At 38.1% G+C, this 17,154-nt stretch carries 16 protein-coding genes; 12 read left to right on the plus strand and 4 right to left on the minus strand.

The annotated features are described in order from the left end of the window. Window positions 1-5 precede the first annotated feature (5 nt). The 6 genes from NXS11_RS07350 (at window position 6) to NXS11_RS07375 (ending at window position 5,483) form a co-directional block, all read left to right on the plus strand. On the plus strand, window positions 6-1,106 hold the full coding sequence (locus tag NXS11_RS07350; RefSeq protein WP_259200223.1) for an ABC transporter ATP-binding protein: 1,101 nt from the start codon (window positions 6-8) through the stop codon (window positions 1,104-1,106). Then, complete coding sequence (locus NXS11_RS07355; protein ID WP_259200225.1) at window positions 1,093-1,899, plus strand: ABC transporter permease; 807 nt, start codon at window positions 1,093-1,095, stop codon at window positions 1,897-1,899. The genes NXS11_RS07350 and NXS11_RS07355 overlap by 14 nt, the downstream gene beginning before the upstream one ends. Further along, the gene (locus NXS11_RS07360) at window positions 1,896-2,705 is read left to right on the plus strand and encodes an ABC transporter permease (protein WP_259200227.1); all 810 of its coding nucleotides are present in this window, start codon (window positions 1,896-1,898) and stop codon (window positions 2,703-2,705) included. The genes NXS11_RS07355 and NXS11_RS07360 overlap by 4 nt, the downstream gene beginning before the upstream one ends. Further along, window positions 2,705-3,775: an ABC transporter substrate-binding protein gene (locus NXS11_RS07365; protein ID WP_259200228.1), complete on the plus strand. Its 1,071-nt coding sequence runs from the start codon at window positions 2,705-2,707 to the stop codon at window positions 3,773-3,775. Before NXS11_RS07360 ends, NXS11_RS07365 begins: the two co-directional genes overlap by 1 nt. A 59-nt stretch (window positions 3,776-3,834) precedes the next feature. After that, window positions 3,835-4,863 (plus strand): lipoteichoic acid stability factor AuxB, encoded by a 1,029-nt coding sequence (gene auxB, locus NXS11_RS07370; RefSeq protein ID WP_259200229.1) that lies wholly within the window; start codon window positions 3,835-3,837, stop codon window positions 4,861-4,863. Between the two features lie 146 nt (window positions 4,864-5,009). Further along, window positions 5,010-5,483, plus strand: a complete 474-nt coding sequence (locus NXS11_RS07375) for a DUF4064 domain-containing protein (RefSeq protein ID WP_259200230.1) — start codon at window positions 5,010-5,012, stop codon at window positions 5,481-5,483. Window positions 5,484-5,554: 71 nt separating this feature from the next. Here the strand turns inward: NXS11_RS07375 and NXS11_RS07380 are convergent, their stop codons facing one another. Continuing rightward, window positions 5,555-6,166: a YktB family protein gene (locus tag NXS11_RS07380; protein WP_259200232.1), complete on the minus strand. Its 612-nt coding sequence runs from the start codon at window positions 6,164-6,166 to the stop codon at window positions 5,555-5,557. Between the two features lie 115 nt (window positions 6,167-6,281). On the opposite strand from NXS11_RS07380, the gene NXS11_RS07385 reads away from it, so the two are divergent. Next, entirely contained in the window at window positions 6,282-7,097 is an 816-nt protein-coding gene (locus NXS11_RS07385; protein ID WP_259200233.1) for an inositol monophosphatase family protein, read from the plus strand. Between the two features lie 83 nt (window positions 7,098-7,180). Here the strand turns inward: NXS11_RS07385 and NXS11_RS07390 are convergent, their stop codons facing one another. Further along, complete coding sequence (locus NXS11_RS07390; protein WP_259200234.1) at window positions 7,181-7,366, minus strand: DUF5325 family protein; 186 nt, start codon at window positions 7,364-7,366, stop codon at window positions 7,181-7,183. Between the two features lie 97 nt (window positions 7,367-7,463). Between NXS11_RS07390 and typA the strand changes: the two genes are divergently transcribed. Together typA and NXS11_RS07400 are read left to right on the plus strand one after the other, a co-directional pair. Further along, window positions 7,464-9,311, plus strand: coding sequence for a translational GTPase TypA (gene typA, locus NXS11_RS07395; protein ID WP_259200235.1), 1,848 nt, complete (start codon window positions 7,464-7,466; stop codon window positions 9,309-9,311). 198 nt (window positions 9,312-9,509) lie between these two features. Next, window positions 9,510-10,634 carry an NADH-dependent flavin oxidoreductase gene (locus tag NXS11_RS07400; RefSeq protein WP_259200236.1) on the plus strand — a complete coding sequence of 375 codons (1,125 nt, stop codon included), beginning with the start codon at window positions 9,510-9,512 and terminating at the stop codon, window positions 10,632-10,634. 25 nt (window positions 10,635-10,659) lie between these two features. Here the strand turns inward: NXS11_RS07400 and NXS11_RS07405 are convergent, their stop codons facing one another. Beyond that, entirely contained in the window at window positions 10,660-10,848 is a 189-nt protein-coding gene (locus tag NXS11_RS07405; protein ID WP_259200238.1) for a DUF2197 domain-containing protein, read from the minus strand. 3 nt (window positions 10,849-10,851) lie between these two features. Beyond that, complete coding sequence (locus NXS11_RS07410; RefSeq protein ID WP_259200240.1) at window positions 10,852-11,334, minus strand: hypothetical protein; 483 nt, start codon at window positions 11,332-11,334, stop codon at window positions 10,852-10,854. 136 nt (window positions 11,335-11,470) lie between these two features. Here NXS11_RS07410 and NXS11_RS07415 point away from each other — a divergent pair, with 136 nt between their 5' ends. From NXS11_RS07415 to NXS11_RS07425, 3 genes are all read left to right on the plus strand, one after another. After that, window positions 11,471-11,746 carry an Fpa/YlaN family protein gene (locus tag NXS11_RS07415; protein ID WP_259200242.1) on the plus strand — a complete coding sequence of 92 codons (276 nt, stop codon included), beginning with the start codon at window positions 11,471-11,473 and terminating at the stop codon, window positions 11,744-11,746. A 107-nt stretch (window positions 11,747-11,853) separates the two neighbouring features. Beyond that, on the plus strand, window positions 11,854-13,077 hold the full coding sequence (locus tag NXS11_RS07420) for an FtsW/RodA/SpoVE family cell cycle protein (protein ID WP_259200244.1): 1,224 nt from the start codon (window positions 11,854-11,856) through the stop codon (window positions 13,075-13,077). Between the two features lie 605 nt (window positions 13,078-13,682). After that, window positions 13,683-17,135 carry a pyruvate carboxylase gene (locus NXS11_RS07425; protein ID WP_259200246.1) on the plus strand — a complete coding sequence of 1,151 codons (3,453 nt, stop codon included), beginning with the start codon at window positions 13,683-13,685 and terminating at the stop codon, window positions 17,133-17,135. Window positions 17,136-17,154: the final 19 nt, after the last annotated feature.

Below are 17,154 nucleotides of genomic sequence, written 5' to 3' on the forward strand. Positions count from 1 at the left end.
TACATGTGGCACCTTTATTAACATTTCAACAAGTGACTAAAACCTTTGATGGGACGGTGATACTCGACGGGATTGATATAGAGATTGAATCGGGTTATTTTTATACGATTCTAGGACCATCTGGTTGTGGGAAAACGACGATACTTAAGTTGATTGCAGGGTTTGAGACACCAGATGCGGGTAACATTGTATATCTTGGTGAAACAATCAATCAGTTACCAGCGAATAAGCGACAGGTGAATACAGTATTTCAGGATTATGCATTATTTCCACATCTCAATGTTTATGACAATGTGGCTTTCGGGCTTAAACTGAAAAAGCTTAACAAACAAAAAATTGACGATAAGGTCAAAGAAGCATTGAAGTTGGTCAAGCTGGAACAATATATTAACAGTCCTATTCAAGCATTAAGTGGTGGTCAGAAACAACGTATTGCGATAGCACGTGCAATTGTAAACGAACCTGAAATTTTGTTGTTAGATGAATCATTATCGGCACTCGATCTTAAGCTGCGAACAGAGATGCAGTATGAGTTGCGAGAAATACAATCAAGACTCGGCATTACTTTCATATTTGTAACACATGATCAGGAAGAGGCGTTAGCACTGAGTGATTATATCTTTGTTATGCGCAAAGGGAAGGTCGAACAGTTTGGTACGCCACTAGACATTTATGATGAGCCAGTCAACCGTTATGTGGCAGATTTTATCGGGGAGTCGAATATTATCGAAGGGACAATGATTGAAGATTTTGTCGTTAATATCTATGGTCAAGACTTTGATTGTGTAGATCAGGCGATTGCCCCGAATACGCCAGTTGACGTGGTGATTAGACCAGAAGATATATCACTTGTGCCTACAGAAAAAGGATTATTTCAAGCAACTGTAATTTCCACTTTGTTCCGTGGGGTTCACTACGAAATTATTTGTGAGGATCATAAAGGTTATGAATGGACGATTCAATCTACAAAGAATGCAGAGATTGGTTCACGTGTAGGGCTTGATTTTGAACCTGAGGCCATCCATATAATGGTACCAGGCGAAACAGAAGAAGAGTTCGATGCACGTATTGAAGGATATGGAGATGGTTATGATGAAACATCTTAATCGATGGTTAGCGATTCCTTATTGGCTGTGGATGATAGGTTTTATTATTATTCCAGTTGCATTGCTTATTTATTTTTCATTCACTGATATGCAAGGGCATTTTTCACTGACGAATTACACACAGTTTTTAACATGGCGTTATATGCGTATGTTATTTGAATCGATTGTCTATGCAGTGATTATTACGGTAGTGTGTCTGTTAGTGAGCTATCCTGCCGCTTTTTTTATCCGCCAGTCGAGTCATGGGGCTACTTGGTTGTTGGTGATGATTATTCCTACATGGATGAATCTACTACTTAAGACATATGCATTTATTGGCATTTTCAGTCATGATGGTATTATCAACCAATTTTTGAACTTGTTGCATATCCCCTCACAGTCGCTTTTATTTACGGGGCCTGCGTTTGTAGCAGTGGCGGCATATATTTATTTACCATTTATGCTACTGCCTATCTATAACAGTATGAAGGATATTCCAGATCAGATGTTTTTTGCAGCACGTGATTTGGGAGCTGATACTTTAACAATGGTGAACAAGGTGCTATTTCCTTTGACGATTGAAGGCGTCAAAACAGGCATACAAGTGACGTTTATACCAGCTTTGTCCCTATTTATGATTACGCGCTTAATTGCGGGTAACAAAGTCATCAATATAGGAACAGCGATTGAAGAACAGTTTTTAGTGATTCAGAATTTCGGTATGGGTGCAACCATTGCGTTATTCCTAGTATTGTTTATGATGCTGACTTTGATTTTGACACGCACTAAAAAACAAGGAGGGACATCTCGATGAAGTGGTATGGAAAAGCTTATTTGTATGGCTTGCTCATCGTTTTATATGTGCCGATTTTCTTCCTGATGCTCTATTCTTTTAATCGCGCAGGCAATATGATTCATTTTGAAGGTTTTACGTTAGAACATTATGAAGCGTTATTTGCCAATAAACGTTTGTTGCAAGTTGTCTTTAATACGATTGCTGTTGCGTTAATTGCGGCAGCGATTTCAACGGTCATTGGCTTGTTTGGTGCACTTGTTCTATATCAAATACGCCAGCAAATGCTTAAAGTATCGCTGCTTACGCTGAACAATGTATTAATGGTATCTTCTGATGTGGTGATTGGCGCATCGTTTCTCATCATGTTTACAGCTATTGGACATTATACGGGATTCAGCTTAGGCTTTACTTCTGTTTTGATATCGCATATTGCTTTTTGTATTCCAATTGTCGTTATCGTAATTTTACCTAAGTTATATGAGATGAATCAGTCGATTATTCAAGCAGGACGAGATTTGGGTGCCACGGAATGGCAGTTGTTAACTAAAATTTTAATACCACAATTGATGCCAGGTATTGTGGGTGGTTTTTTTATGGCTTTGACATACTCATTAGACGACTTTACCGTGAGCTTTTTTGTCACGGGTAATGGCTTCAGTGTTTTATCAGTAGAAGTCTATTCTATGGCACGACGCGGCGTAAGTATGGAAATCAATGCGATATCGACATTGCTTTTTATGGTAATTATGATTGGCTTGATTGGTTACCAACTGCTACAACGTTATCAGCGAAAACAGCAAGTTAAGAAGCAGGGGGTGTTGTAATGAAGCAATTTGTTCAATTAATTGGTGGTGCTTTGCTTCTAGGATTTATCAGTCTTGCCCTTGGTTATTGGGTGACACATGATCGAGTTGATGAACAGCGTGATACGCTTTATGTCTATAACTGGGGCGAGTATATCAACCCAGCGCTGATTCAACAGTTTGAACGTCAAACAGGTATTAAGGTCGTTTACGAGACATTTGATTCTAATGAGGCGATGGAAGCTAAAATAAGAAATGGTGGAACGCATTATGATGTAGCATTTCCCAGTGACTATACGATAGAGAAAATGAAAAAATCGAATCTGCTTATACCGCTCGATCATCAGCAGATTCCCAATATGAAACATTTGGATCAGCACTACATGAATCAACCATTTGATCGCGGGAATGTCTATTCCATACCATATTTTTTCGGTACGGTCGGAATTTTATATGATCGAGAGAAATATCCTGATATGACATTTGAACATTGGTCAGATTTGAAGGATCCTCGCTTAGCGGGTGATGTTATATTGGTGGATGGTGCACGTGAAGTGATAGGGTTAGGTTTGAATAGTTTGGGGTATAGTTTAAATGATGTGGATACACAACACTTGCAGGAAGCAGAAGCACACTTGAAAACTTTTGCGCCGAATATACGGGGAGTTGTTGGAGATGAAGTAACCATGATGCTCGAACAGCACGAAGCAAATGTTGCAGTGATGTGGAGTGGGTCTGCAGCACAGTTATTCCAATTTGATGAACGTTTCGAGTATGTCGTTCCTCAAGACGGTTCCAATTTATGGTTTGATAATATGGTTATTCCTAAAACGGCACAAAATGTTAAAGGGGCGCATGCGTTTATCAATTTTCTTCTTGATCCAGAAGTGAATCGTCAAAACACAGAGTGGGTAGCATACGGAACGCCAAATAAAAGTGCACGAGAAATGTTACCGAATGATATAAAAAATGACACGCGTGTCTATCCAACTGAAGAGACGCAAAAACGATTAGAAGTTTATCAAGATTTGGGAACAGATGTATTGAGTGAATACAATGAACGATTTTTGAACTTTAAGATGGGGTTATAGCTTCATCTATTAGTATCAATTAAGATATAATATAAGGAAATAGAACGAGGAGTGACACTATGACAGGAGATGTATATACGCAAGTTCGACGTCCTGTTAATCGACTTGCCGAAAAGATTCTAGGCTGGTTGAGCTGGATTTTTTTACTAGGAACGACCATTGTGGCGATGTTTTTTGGTTTAGTGCTGTTTAGCAATGAGAGTTCGATTCAAAGTTTAGAAGCTGAACTTGCAAATAATGCGACAGTTCAAGATTTATTAACGAATTATAATATGACAGCGACTGAGTTAGTGATACAGTTACAAAATGGTGTGTGGGCGTTTATCGTTTACCTAATTGTTTGCTTGCTTATCTCATTTTTAGCGTTAATCTCAATGAATCATCGCATCATTTCCGGGTTGTTGTTTCTAGGTGTAGCGATTTTAACGCTACCACTTATTTTTATGTTAGTGCCAATTTTCTTCTTTATCATCGCATTGATGATGTTTGGACGTAGAGAACGACTTGAAACAGTACCAGTGTATGATAGTTTTGAGTATCAGCGCGGTCCCATTTATGAACCGACGCATTCACCAGAGCCAGAGTCTGTGAGAACACAACCAGTAGCAGTTGAAAGTCATCATGACGTACAAAATGAAGTTTCAGAATCAGCTGATGAGCCGACAGTATTATCTCGTTCGGCGAAGTATCATCATAAGCAGACAAGTCCTCAAGAGAATATAACATCTCAGGCAGAAGATGATGCAGTGACTTTAGATGATAGTGTACGATATGAAGAGGTTGATAACGCACAACAACAAACAGCACAAGCAGATAACTCACAAACAAGTGATTATGCCTATACGTATAACACACAAGAAGCAAATGATTTGCAGACGAAAGATACATTAAAGCAATTAAAAAAAGAAGAGAAAGCGCAACAAAAAGCGGAACGTAAAGCAAAGAAAGCTTATGAAAAGGAACAGCGCAAAAATAGACCGAGTGCGTCATTACAACGTCGTCAAAACTATCAAAATCGCATGAAGATGAACCAAGAACGCACAGAACAAGCAAAATCAGTAGACACGCATACAACAGATGATAAATAAAAGCATTTATGAGCTAGAGATTGATAGATATACTATCGTATTTCTAGCTTATATGTTTTAGTTGCTCATATATATCAATACGATTAGCCATTTTTAACATTTTATGTTTTAATAAAAATTGAAATAATCTAAAGGAGGAAGGCAACATGTCAGATAATTACACATATCAATCACATCAAGAACCAAACATGCAGCAACAACCGATGAAACCTTTTAAAAGAACAGGTGAGAAGGTTTTATCATGGATAGGGATTGTATTACATGTTATTTGGGGACTTTTACTCATCGGTGCCGGGACATTTTTACCAAAACTAGCAGAACAGAACTATGAAATACAACAGTCACTGGCTGAGCAAGGTTATGATCCGAACCAACTAGCTAATGGTGGTGCAGCAATTGTTATGACGGCCATTATGGCGGTAATACCATTCATTTTAGCATTGATTGCTGTGTTTTTATTCCACAAAAATGTCTTGGCAGGTATTTTGTTGATTTTAGCAGCTGTGTCAGGCGTATTTTTAAGTGGTAGCTTTCTTGCAGGTTTATTATGGTTCATCGCGGCAATCATGCTATTTGTGCGCAAACCTAAAAATACAGAATATACTATAATGACTAAATAACTTTGTCTGAAGTTTAGATAGTCATAAAAAAAGCGGTACACATTGAAAACGTGTAACGCTTTTTTATATTTTTAGCGATAAAACTTCAATAAATAATCAAAGGTTTCCTCTAAATAAGCAAGAAATGCATCATCATCTTTTAATACTTCTGCATCTGGTGTAAGCGAGCGGGCTACGAAAAATTCGCCTTTCTTAACATTTTTTGTACGAGCAATCCCTTTTTCAACCTCTTCCTGTGCCAAATGACTAATTTTAGACTTATCTGGTTTCGTGTGGTCGAGTGAGATTTGGAAATCTGGAGGTAAAGTCATTAATGTGTCTATATGTTTCTCAAATACTTCAACATCTTTTGCTTTGTTTGAATCTTCGTGCATCATACCGTACATGACGAACAGATGATCTTCAAACAAGCCGATTTGAAAGTGCGGTATCATTTTGTATCCTCGTGCATTCGTTGCGATAGCGACCCAAGTATCTTTAGGCGGATTAACCGTGCGTCGAGCATGTTTGGCGACATGTGGATAGAACTTATCACCAGTAAGTGTTTCTAAATAGTCAGCAAAGTATGTACCGAGTGCACGGAGTTGTGGACGGATGTGTGCATCAAGTGCTGCCATACGTTCTGCTAAACCATCGACTTCAAAAACTTTAAAAGCTTGCTTATTGAATGTATAACGTACCAAAAGGGCTCCCTCCCAATATGTATATTAGAATGATTTTATTGTAGCATATCTCAAAGCCTGTCACATTCATCTTACACCATTTTGATGTATAATATAGGCGATAGGAGTGAGTGTGATGCATTTATATGATTATGCCAAAGGATTGGTATTAGAAGCTGGCAATCATTTACGTCAGTGGATGACTGAAGCCATAGATATAGAAACGAAATCTAATCCTAATGATCTCGTGACGAATGTTGATAAAGCGGTAGAACAATTTTTAGTTGACCAAATTAAAGAAACATATCCGCAACATCAAATAATAGGTGAAGAAGGTCACGGACACAATCTGACAACATTAGAAGGTATTACTTGGGTTATTGATCCCATTGATGGAACATTAAACTTTGTTCATCAAGGTGCGAATTTTGCTATTTCGGTAGGTGTTTTCAAAAATGGTGAGCCGTATGCAGGTTTTGTTTATGATGTTATGGCTGATACGCTATATCATGCGAAAGCTGGATTTGGTGCATATCGGAATGAAACATTGCTTGAACGTATTCCTGATACGCAACTGGCACAGAGTTTGGTTGGTATGAATGCGAATTGGTTAGCAGGTAAAAAAATAACGCCTGTATTAATGCCAATTATTCGTGATTCAAGAAGTTCGCGCGCATATGGCTCTGCAGCGTTAGAAATTGTACATGTGGCAACGGGGCAATTAGGAGCATACATCACGCCCCGCTTACAACCATGGGACTTTGCCGGTGGGATGATTATTCTTGAGGAAGTGGGGGGAATCGCTACGAACTTTGTTGGGCAGCCATTAGCGATTACGCATCCGGATTCGGTTATTGTAGGAAACAAAGAGATTCATAAGACCATATTACAAGAATATATGAAACCACATGAGGACTTTTTAGCACCTTGGCATGAGCATTATCAAGGTTAATCATGATCGAAAAGCAAAAGAGAGAAGTATGAGCGATGTTACTCTGTCATACTTCTCTCTTGATTGTTATATGGTGCGTGGTGTTATAACCAGTCGTTCTCACGATATTTCTTCTTTAAACTAAAACCATATCCGAACGTTGCCATCATTAACACGAAAGTAATGATCATCCATAAAAGACTTCCAGCAGCAATGGCAAAACTAAACATTGTTAAAAAGAAAACGGCAATAATCGCCAAAACAAGAAAAATAGTTTTAGATTTTTGCATGCTTAACCCCACCTCATTGTTTCATCTGTGCATATATATGATATAATAAACAAGTTACAAAAGAAAGTGGCAATTTACTCATGAAAGGAATTACAGTATGACAAGTAGAAGAGAAGATGTGCGCAACATTGCGATTATTGCTCACGTAGACCATGGTAAAACAACATTGGTCGATGAATTATTAAAACAATCAGGTATTTTCCGTGAGAACGAGCATGTTGAAGAACGTGCAATGGACTCGAATGATATTGAAAGAGAACGTGGTATTACGATCCTAGCGAAAAATACTGCGATCAATTATAAAGGAACACGTATTAACATCTTGGATACACCAGGACACGCTGATTTTGGTGGCGAAGTAGAACGTATTATGAAAATGGTAGACGGTGTTGTACTCGTTGTAGACGCATATGAAGGTACGATGCCACAAACACGTTTTGTATTAAAGAAGGCATTAGAACAGGATTTAAAACCAGTTGTAGTAGTGAATAAAATTGATAAGCCATCAGCTCGCCCAGAAGGTGTGGTCGATGAAGTATTAGACCTATTTATCGAGTTAGATGCCAATGATGAACAATTAGAGTTCCCAGTGGTATATGCATCAGCTGTTAATGGTACAGCAAGCCTTGACTCAGACAAACAAGATGAGAACATGCAATGTTTATACGAAACAATTTTAGACTATGTACCAGCACCGATTGACAACCGTGACGAACCATTACAGTTTCAACCTGCTTTGTTAGACTATAATGACTATGTGGGGCGTATTGGTATTGGACGTGTATTCCGCGGTACAATTAAAGTCGGTGATAGTGTATCATTATTGAAGTTAGATGGTTCTGTGAAAAACTTCCGTGTGACGAAAATCTTTGGTTTCTTCGGCTTAAAACGTGAAGAAATTCAAGAAGCGTATGCAGGGGACTTAATTGCAGTATCTGGTATGGAAGATATTAACGTTGGTGAAACAATCACGCCACAAGATACTCAAGAGCCATTGCCAGTATTACGCATTGATGAACCAACATTAGAAATGACGTTCCGTGTCAATAACTCACCATTTGCAGGTCGTGAAGGTCAGTTCGTAACAGCACGTCAAATTCAAGAGCGTTTGGATACGCAACTTGAGACAGATGTGTCATTAAAAGTAACGCCGACAGACTCTCCAGATGCATGGACAGTGGCAGGGCGTGGAGAATTACATTTATCAATTTTAATTGAAAATATGCGTCGTGAAGGTTTCGAATTACAAGTATCGAAACCACAAGTTATTTTGAAAGACATCGATGGCGAATTGCATGAACCATTTGAACGCGTACAAGCAGAAGTACCTGAAGAATATGCGGGTGCGATTATTGAGTCGTTAGGTCAACGTAAAGGTGAAATGGTCGATATGGTAACGACTGATAATGGATTGACACGCTTAATTTTCAATGTACCTGCACGTGGCTTAATCGGTTACACAACTGAATTCATGTCAATGACACGTGGTTATGGTATTATTAACCATACATTTGATGAGTTCCGTCCACGTATTAAAGGACGTTTAGGTGGTCGTCGTAATGGTGTACTTGTGTCAATGGATCAAGGTAGTGCAAGTGAGTATGCTATTTTAGGTTTAGAAGACCGTGGTATCAACTTCATGGAACCAGGTACAGAAGTGTATGAAGGTATGATTGTCGGTCAAAATAACCGTGAAAATGACTTAACTGTGAATATTACAAAAGTAAAGCATCAAACCAACGTCCGTTCAGCAACGAAAGATCAAACGGAAACAATGAAAAAACCACGTATTATGTCACTTGAAGAAGCGCTTGAGTTTATCAATGATGACGAATTAGTGGAAGTAACACCTGAAAATGTGCGTTTAAGAAAAAAAATCTTGAACAAAGGACAACGTGAAAAAGAAGCGAAACGCATTAAACAAATGATGGAAGATAATGCATAATATCACGATATATTTAAATTCGGCTACTAGGTAAATTCATTTACTTAGTAGCTGTTTTTATTTTGTGCTATGAGTAGAAAACTTGATTTAAAAAGAGGGGTGATTTAGTATAAGGAATCAGATTGATAGATAAAATTTTTAGTTTTTTTGTACAAAAATTAGAATTTTTAACCGTATGATTTTAGGAGGATGTTCAACATGAAAGAAGCATTTCAACCGCTGTTTCAACCACTTGCTCTTGCCAATGGAAGTACGTTAAAAAATCGTTTTGTTCTTGCCCCATTAACACATACGATTTCAAATGAGAATGGAACAGTGTCTGACCGTGAAGTTGCTTATATGGATTCACGTACAAAAGGAATCGGACTTGCGATAACAGCTGCAAGTTATACGAATGTTGAAGGGCAAGCTTTTCCAGGGCAACCCTCTATATCTAAACAAGATGATATTGAAGGATTACGACGCATTGCAGAGACGATTAAACGGAATGGTGCGAAAGCAATTGTCCAGATTCATCATGGTGGTGTCAAAGCGTTACCTGAGTTTGTGCCTAATGGAGATGTCAAAGGACCTAGTGAGGTTGAGACGCTTGGCTTTGGTCAAAGTGTGTCACATCATGCACGTGCTATGACAGGTGAAGAGATTTATCAAGCGATTGCAGACTTTGGTCGTGCAACGTCATTAGCAATTCAAGCAGGTTTTGATGGCGTTGAAATACATGGCGCTAATCATTATTTGATTCACCAATTTTTCTCTCCATACTATAACCGTCGTGAAGATATGTGGGGCGAGCCACTTAGATTCCCTATAGCTGTAGTAGATGAAGTGATACGTGTTGTGAATGAAGAAAACCCTGAAGACTTTATTATTGGTTACCGCTTCTCACCGGAAGAAGCGGAATCCCCAGGTATTACCATGTCGCGTACAAAGTGTTTGGTGAATGCATTAATTGAGAAACCGATAGATTATTTGCATGTATCTTTAGGAGATATCCATTCGTTAACACGTGAGGGAGAATATCAAGGTGAGAAGCGTATCTCATTGTTGTTAGACTGGATTGATAATCGTATGCCATTGATTGGTATCGGCTCTATATTTAACGGGCAAGATGTATTAGATGCACATGCAACAGGTGTGCCGCTTATTGCATTAGGACGTGGTATGTTATTTGATCCAGCATTTGTTGAAAAGATTGAAGCAGGACAAGAAGCTGACATTATTGATTATTTTGATTCTGACAGAGAAGATAAACATCAGTTACCCGAAGAACTCTGGCAAGCATTTGCGACAGGTCATTATCCATCACCGCAGAAAAAAAGCTAAAAATAAAAAGTCATGATGCACACGTTCAGGCATCATGGCTTTTTGTTTCGTGATAATAAGGTTTTGAGGGGCGTTGTCTAGGCGTATCCAAACGACTTTTACATTCATCGCACATAAAGGTTCTAATCGGATTGTTTTGTAACTGTTTGGCAAGTAATGTATTTTCGTCAAGCATCACATCAGTGTCACAAATGATACAAGTGACTTTGCGCATGATTTATAGCACCTCAATATGTGTCACATGTTGGAATTGATATTGGTAACCTTCATCCGATGTGTAAATAAAGCTATCTACGCCACTATCTTCATAAAGACGTTTACCATCTTTAGCGAATTGGAAGAACAAATAAGGTAGCAATGAGAATGGCACATCAATATGAGCTGAATCATTCGATAAGCGAATTGTTGTCGCTTCATCATGGGGCTCTGCATTTTTGAAAAATGGCATCATATTAATGACAAAAGAACCATTTAAGACAGCGCGTTTTTTGTATGCAATCTCTGAATTGAGTGTCGGTGGATTCGTTTGTCCCTCTAAAATAGCGCGATTCCATTCATGATTGTCCTCGAACTTAATCGGTTTTTCACCTTCAAATACCCCTTTTTCTAAATCATCAATTGAGATTTTGCGATCATCAAAAATCCAAGTCGTACTATCCAGTGTAATTGGAAATTTGACAGCACCTTTTATTTGAATCATAGTTTATGCACTCCCTTGTTATAGCTAGTTCTATTTTATCATAGATGAAGGGAAGGTCGTTTGGAATTTACTTGCTTTTTAACAGTGGATAAGATAGAATTTTTACATGAAGATAAATTAATGGGGGGAGTCTGTCATGAGCATGCAACATGATTATAGAACTGCTGCATATGACCAATTGAACCAAGATGCAGAGCGAATTTTACAATTAATCAAAGTTCAAATAGATAATTTAACGCTACCACAATGTCCATTGTATGAGGAAGTATTGGATACACAAATGTATGGTTTACAGAAGGAAGTCAATTTTGCTGTTAATCTGGGCTTAGTTGACCAAGAAGATGGTAAGGCATTGATGCAACATCTTGAAAGAGAATTATCAAAATTACACGAAGCATTTTTACGCGTTTAATGATAGGAGTGGGACAACATAAACAATGATGTAATAAACGTTTAAGTTTGTCCCATTTTTATTTGTGTCACGTGTAATAAATGTCAAGAATTGGATGTATTGAGTCTATGAATCGAATAAAGAATTCTTTTCGATATATTTTGAGATCTTCTAAATATATCGATTTTCCATTATTAATCACATATGTAGCACTTTGTTTGATTGGTCTAACGATGGTGTATAGTGCCAGTATGGTCGCTGCAACTCGAGGAACACTCACAGGTGGTGTGCCGGTATCTGGTACATACTTTTATATGCGTCAGCTCGTCTATGTTCTTGTGGGATTTGCGATTGTATTTTTTATGTCATATATTATGGACGTTCGTATTATAAAAAATCGTAGCGCACAGCTTGGTATGATGGGGATTATCTTATTCTTACTATTTGCGACATTAGCATTCGGTAGTGAGATTAATGGTTCCAAGAGTTGGCTTAACTTAGGATTTATGAACTTACAGGCATCAGAATTGTTAAAGATTGGAATCATTTTATATGTGCCATATATTATTGATCGTAAAAAAATTCAAATACAACAAAATCCAATGGTCATCATTGGGCCGATTATCTTTGTTGGTTTTATTATAAGCCTTGTATTGCTTCAAAAAGATATCGGACAAACCTTATTGATTGGTTCGATTTTCTTTTGTATTATCGTATATTCAGGAATAGGCGTTAAGAATCTGCTGAAAATTATTATGTATGCTGTTCTGGGATTGATAACAGTACTCATCTTTATTATTATTTTTCGCGTAAATATTTTGCCCGCCTATTTAACGGCACGTTTCAGCGCATTGGAAAATCCATTTAACTACGAATCAGGAATTGGTTATCATTTGGCAAATTCATTATTAGCTATTGGTAACGGTGGTTTTTTCGGTCGAGGACTTGGCAATAGTGTGATGAAGCTAGGATATTTGCCGGAACCACATACAGACTTTATCTTTGCGATTATTTGCGAAGAGCTAGGTTTTGTTGGCGCGTTAGTCGTTCTTGTATTGATATATTATATCGTCTATCGTGCGCTGAGCCTTGCATCACATACAGACTCCTATTTCTATAAGCTTGTGTGTGTTGGTATTGCTAGTTATATCGGTATACAAGCATTTGTTAACTTAGGTGGTATTTCAGGGCTTATCCCTCTAACAGGTGTTCCATTACCATTCATTAGTTTTGGTGGTTCGTCTATGATGAGCTTGAGTATTGCTATGGGCTTGCTATTGTTGATAGCTAAGCAGATTAAGTACGAAGAAGCAAGAGAACGATATTATGCTAAGCAACGTTCAAAATATTAAATAAGGTGTTTCACCTCTCTTATGATAGAAGTTGAACATCTTTAAGCGACAGACACGATGTTACAAGTGTATCAGATACATTTGTGATGTCGTGTTTTTCACTTTACTATTCCAGAGAAGATGGGTTATTAATAGACAAGTACTATTCCAATTGAAAAATGTTATAAAAGGACGTTGCTGAGTATATGTTAAGGACTAAGTTAATTATCTGTTTAAAGTGGGACAGGCATCTCATTTTCAGTCTTCAACATAAAATCTCAAATTTAAATGGAATGTTTCTATTAATGTCCTGCCTCCTTTACGCTAAAAATGATTCATTTATAGTTGTATTATTTATGGTTGGTGTTATAACGAACAAATATATTAATTGGAATCTAAAAACAATTATCGACTCACCTTACACTTGTATATATAAAATTTTGACAATTAAACAAATGCGTTTTAAAATAAGGGTGTTGATTATTTAACATTATCAATAAAGATAACTAAAACTTATCACTATATTGATAATTCCTTATCCAAAATTATGACACACATAGGGAAGTGAAGGTTACGCTTCAGCAAGCATCACTTTTCAATCACTCATCAAATAGGGGGCTAATGTAATGAAACGTATCAACAAAATTTTAGTCGCTAACCGTGGAGAAATTGCCATTCGAATTTTTAGAGCGGCGACAGAGTTAGGAATTCAAACCGTAGCTATTTATTCTAAAGAAGATATGCGTGCCTTACATCGATACAAAGCAGATGAAGCATATCTATTAGGAGAAGACTTGGGACCTGCAGAGTCTTATTTAAATATTGAGCGCATTATCCAAATTGCGAAAGATGCAAATGTAGATGCAATTCATCCAGGATATGGCTTTCTAAGTGAAAATATGCAGTTTGCAAAACGTTGTAAAGAAGAAGGCATTATATTTGTTGGTCCTGAACTTGAGCATTTAGATATGTTTGGTGACAAGGTGAAAGCACGTGCTACAGCAATTCGTGCTAACTTGCCCGTGATTCCTGGCACAGATGGACCTGTTGCAGATATCACTGAAGCGCAAGCATTTGCTGAGGCAGCAGGTTACCCGTTGATGATTAAAGCAACGAGCGGTGGTGGCGGTAAAGGGATGCGTATCGTACGTGAAGCATCTGAACTTTTTGAAGCCTTCACACGAGCGAAATCAGAAGCTGAAAAATCTTTCGGTAGCAGTGAAGTTTATATAGAGAAGTTTATCGATGAACCTAAACATATTGAAGTACAAATCATTGGTGACACAGTAGGTAATATCATTCATTTATATGAGCGTGACTGTTCTGTTCAACGACGTCATCAAAAAGTGGTAGAAGTGGCACCATCTGTTAGTCTATCTGAAACATTGCGTGAGAAAATTTGTCATGCTGCCGTTGATTTAATGCAACAGATTAAATATGTGAATGCAGGAACTGTTGAATTTTTAGTGTCGGGTGAGGACTTTTACTTTATTGAAGTGAATCCACGTATCCAAGTAGAGCACACGATTACTGAGATGATTACAGGGATTGATATTGTAAAAACACAATTATTGATTGCTGATGGTGAATCATTGCACGGTGACTTAATTGCGTTACCACAGCAGTCGGATATTAAAACGATAGGATATGCGATTCAATGCCGTATTACAACAGAAGACCCAACACAAGATTTTATGCCAGATACAGGTCGTATTGTGGCATATCGTTCAAGCGGTGGTTTTGGTGTGCGTCTAGATGCCGGAGATGCTTTCCAAGGTGCTGAAATCTCACCATATTACGATTCACTCTTAGTTAAGATTTCTACACATGCTATTAATTATAAAGAAGCACGTGAGAAGATGGCACGTTCACTTCAAGAGATGCGTATTCGCGGTGTTAAGACGAACATTCCATTTCTATACAATGTAATCCAACATGCGCAGTTTGCTTCTGGCGACTATACGACGAAGTTTTTGGAACAAGCACCTGAACTCTTTGTTATTCAACCATCGAGAGACCGTGGTACGAAAACGCTCGAATATATTGGTAATGTCACAATTAATGGGTTTCCAAGTATTGAAAAGTGTCCGAAACCTTACTTTGAGCCGGCAGATATTCCAACTGTTAAATCGAGCGACATTGCACAACTAAGTGGTACAAAACAATTGTTAGACGAACAAGGTCCAGAGGCTGTGGCCAAATGGGTAAAAGCGCAAGATGAGGTACTGATTACAGATACAACTTTCCGAGATGCACACCAATCATTATTGGCAACACGTGTGCGTTCGCATGATTTATTACAAATTGCGCCTGAAACCGCACGTGTCATGCAAGACAACTTTTCACTCGAGTTATGGGGAGGCGCAACATTTGATGTTGCTTATAACTTCTTGAAAGAAAACCCATGGGATCGTTTGAAAGTTTTAAGAGAAGCAATCCCGAATGTGCTGTTCCAAATGCTGTTGCGTGCCTCTAATGCGGTAGGTTATAAAAACTATCCTGACAATGTGATTCAAAAGTTCGTTGCAGAAAGTGCTAAAGCGGGTGTTGATGTTTTTAGAATTTTTGACTCACTCAACTGGGTAGAACAGATGAAAGTTGCCAATGAAGCTGTGCAACGTGCAGGTAAAATATCAGAAGGGGCAATTTGTTATACAGGTGATATTTTGGATACGGCGCGTTCGAATGTTTATACGCTAGAATACTATGTGGACTTAGCAAAAACATTAGAACGTGAAGGCTTCCATATGTTAGCGATTAAAGATATGGCCGGCTTATTAAAACCACGTGCGGCTTATGAATTGATTGGAGAACTCAAAGCAGCCGTTGATTTACCAATTCACCTCCACACACATGATACGAGTGGTAATGGTATTTTGACATACAACCAAGCGATTAATGCGGGTGTAGACGTTATTGATACAGCCGTTGCAGCTATGTCAGGTTTAACAAGTCAACCGAGCAGTAACTCGCTGTACTATGCGATGAGCGGTTTTTCACGTGACATTCGTATGGATATTGATGGTCATGAACGCTTGTCACATTATTGGGATGCCATTCGTCCATATTATCGTGATTTTGAAAGTGATATGAAGTCTCCACATACAGAAATTTATCAACATGAGATGCCAGGGGGGCAATATTCGAACTTACGTCAGCAAGCCAAAAGTTTAGGTTTGGGCGAACGCTTTGGGGAAGTAAAAGACATGTATCGCCGCGTTAACTTATTGTTTGGTGATATTGTAAAAGTGACACCATCATCTAAAGTTGTAGGAGATATGGCACTTTATATGGTTCAAAATGACTTGGATGAACAACAAGTCTTATCAGAAGGTTATAAACTCGACTTCCCTGATTCAGTTGTGTCTTTCTTTAAAGGAGAGATTGGACAACCTGTCAATGGCTTTAATAAAGAATTACAGAAAGTCATTTTGAAAGGGCAACCAGCATTGACTGAACGTCCAGGTGAATACTTGGAACCGGTCGACTTTGAAGCATTGAAAGCAGAATTACAAGAGAAGCAACAACGTGAAGTGACAGATCAAGATTTGATTAGTTATGCGCTATATCCAAAAGTGTACGAGCAGTATATCCAGACATTCGAGCGTTTTGGTGATGTTTCACTGCTGGATACACCGACATTCTTCTTTGGTATGCGTGATAATGAAACGATTAAGATTGAAATTGATAAAGGTAAAGTACTTGTTATTACATTACAGACAATTACACAACCAGATGATAAAGGTATGCGCACAGTGTTCTTTGAAATGAACGGACAAGCTCGTCGCATACAAGTGAAAGATGAAAATATTCAAGCAACGCATATGGCAAAACCAAAAGCAGACAAAGGGAACCCGAGTCATATTGGTGCACAAATGCCTGGAACGGTTATTGATGTGAAAGTTGCTGAGAATGAGTCTGTTGAAGCGGGACAATCCATGATTATTACAGAAGCTATGAAGATGGAAACAACTGTTCAAGCACCGTTTAAAGGGACAGTTAAAGCGATTCATGTTCAAAATAACGATGGTATTGAAACAGGAGACCTATTGATAGAAATTGAAGCTGAAGAAATATAGGTTCTATATTTTTATGGTG

Source organism: Staphylococcus americanisciuri, from assembly GCF_024814435.1.
In the GTDB taxonomy this organism is placed as follows: Bacteria; Bacillota; Bacilli; order Staphylococcales; family Staphylococcaceae; genus Staphylococcus; species Staphylococcus americanisciuri.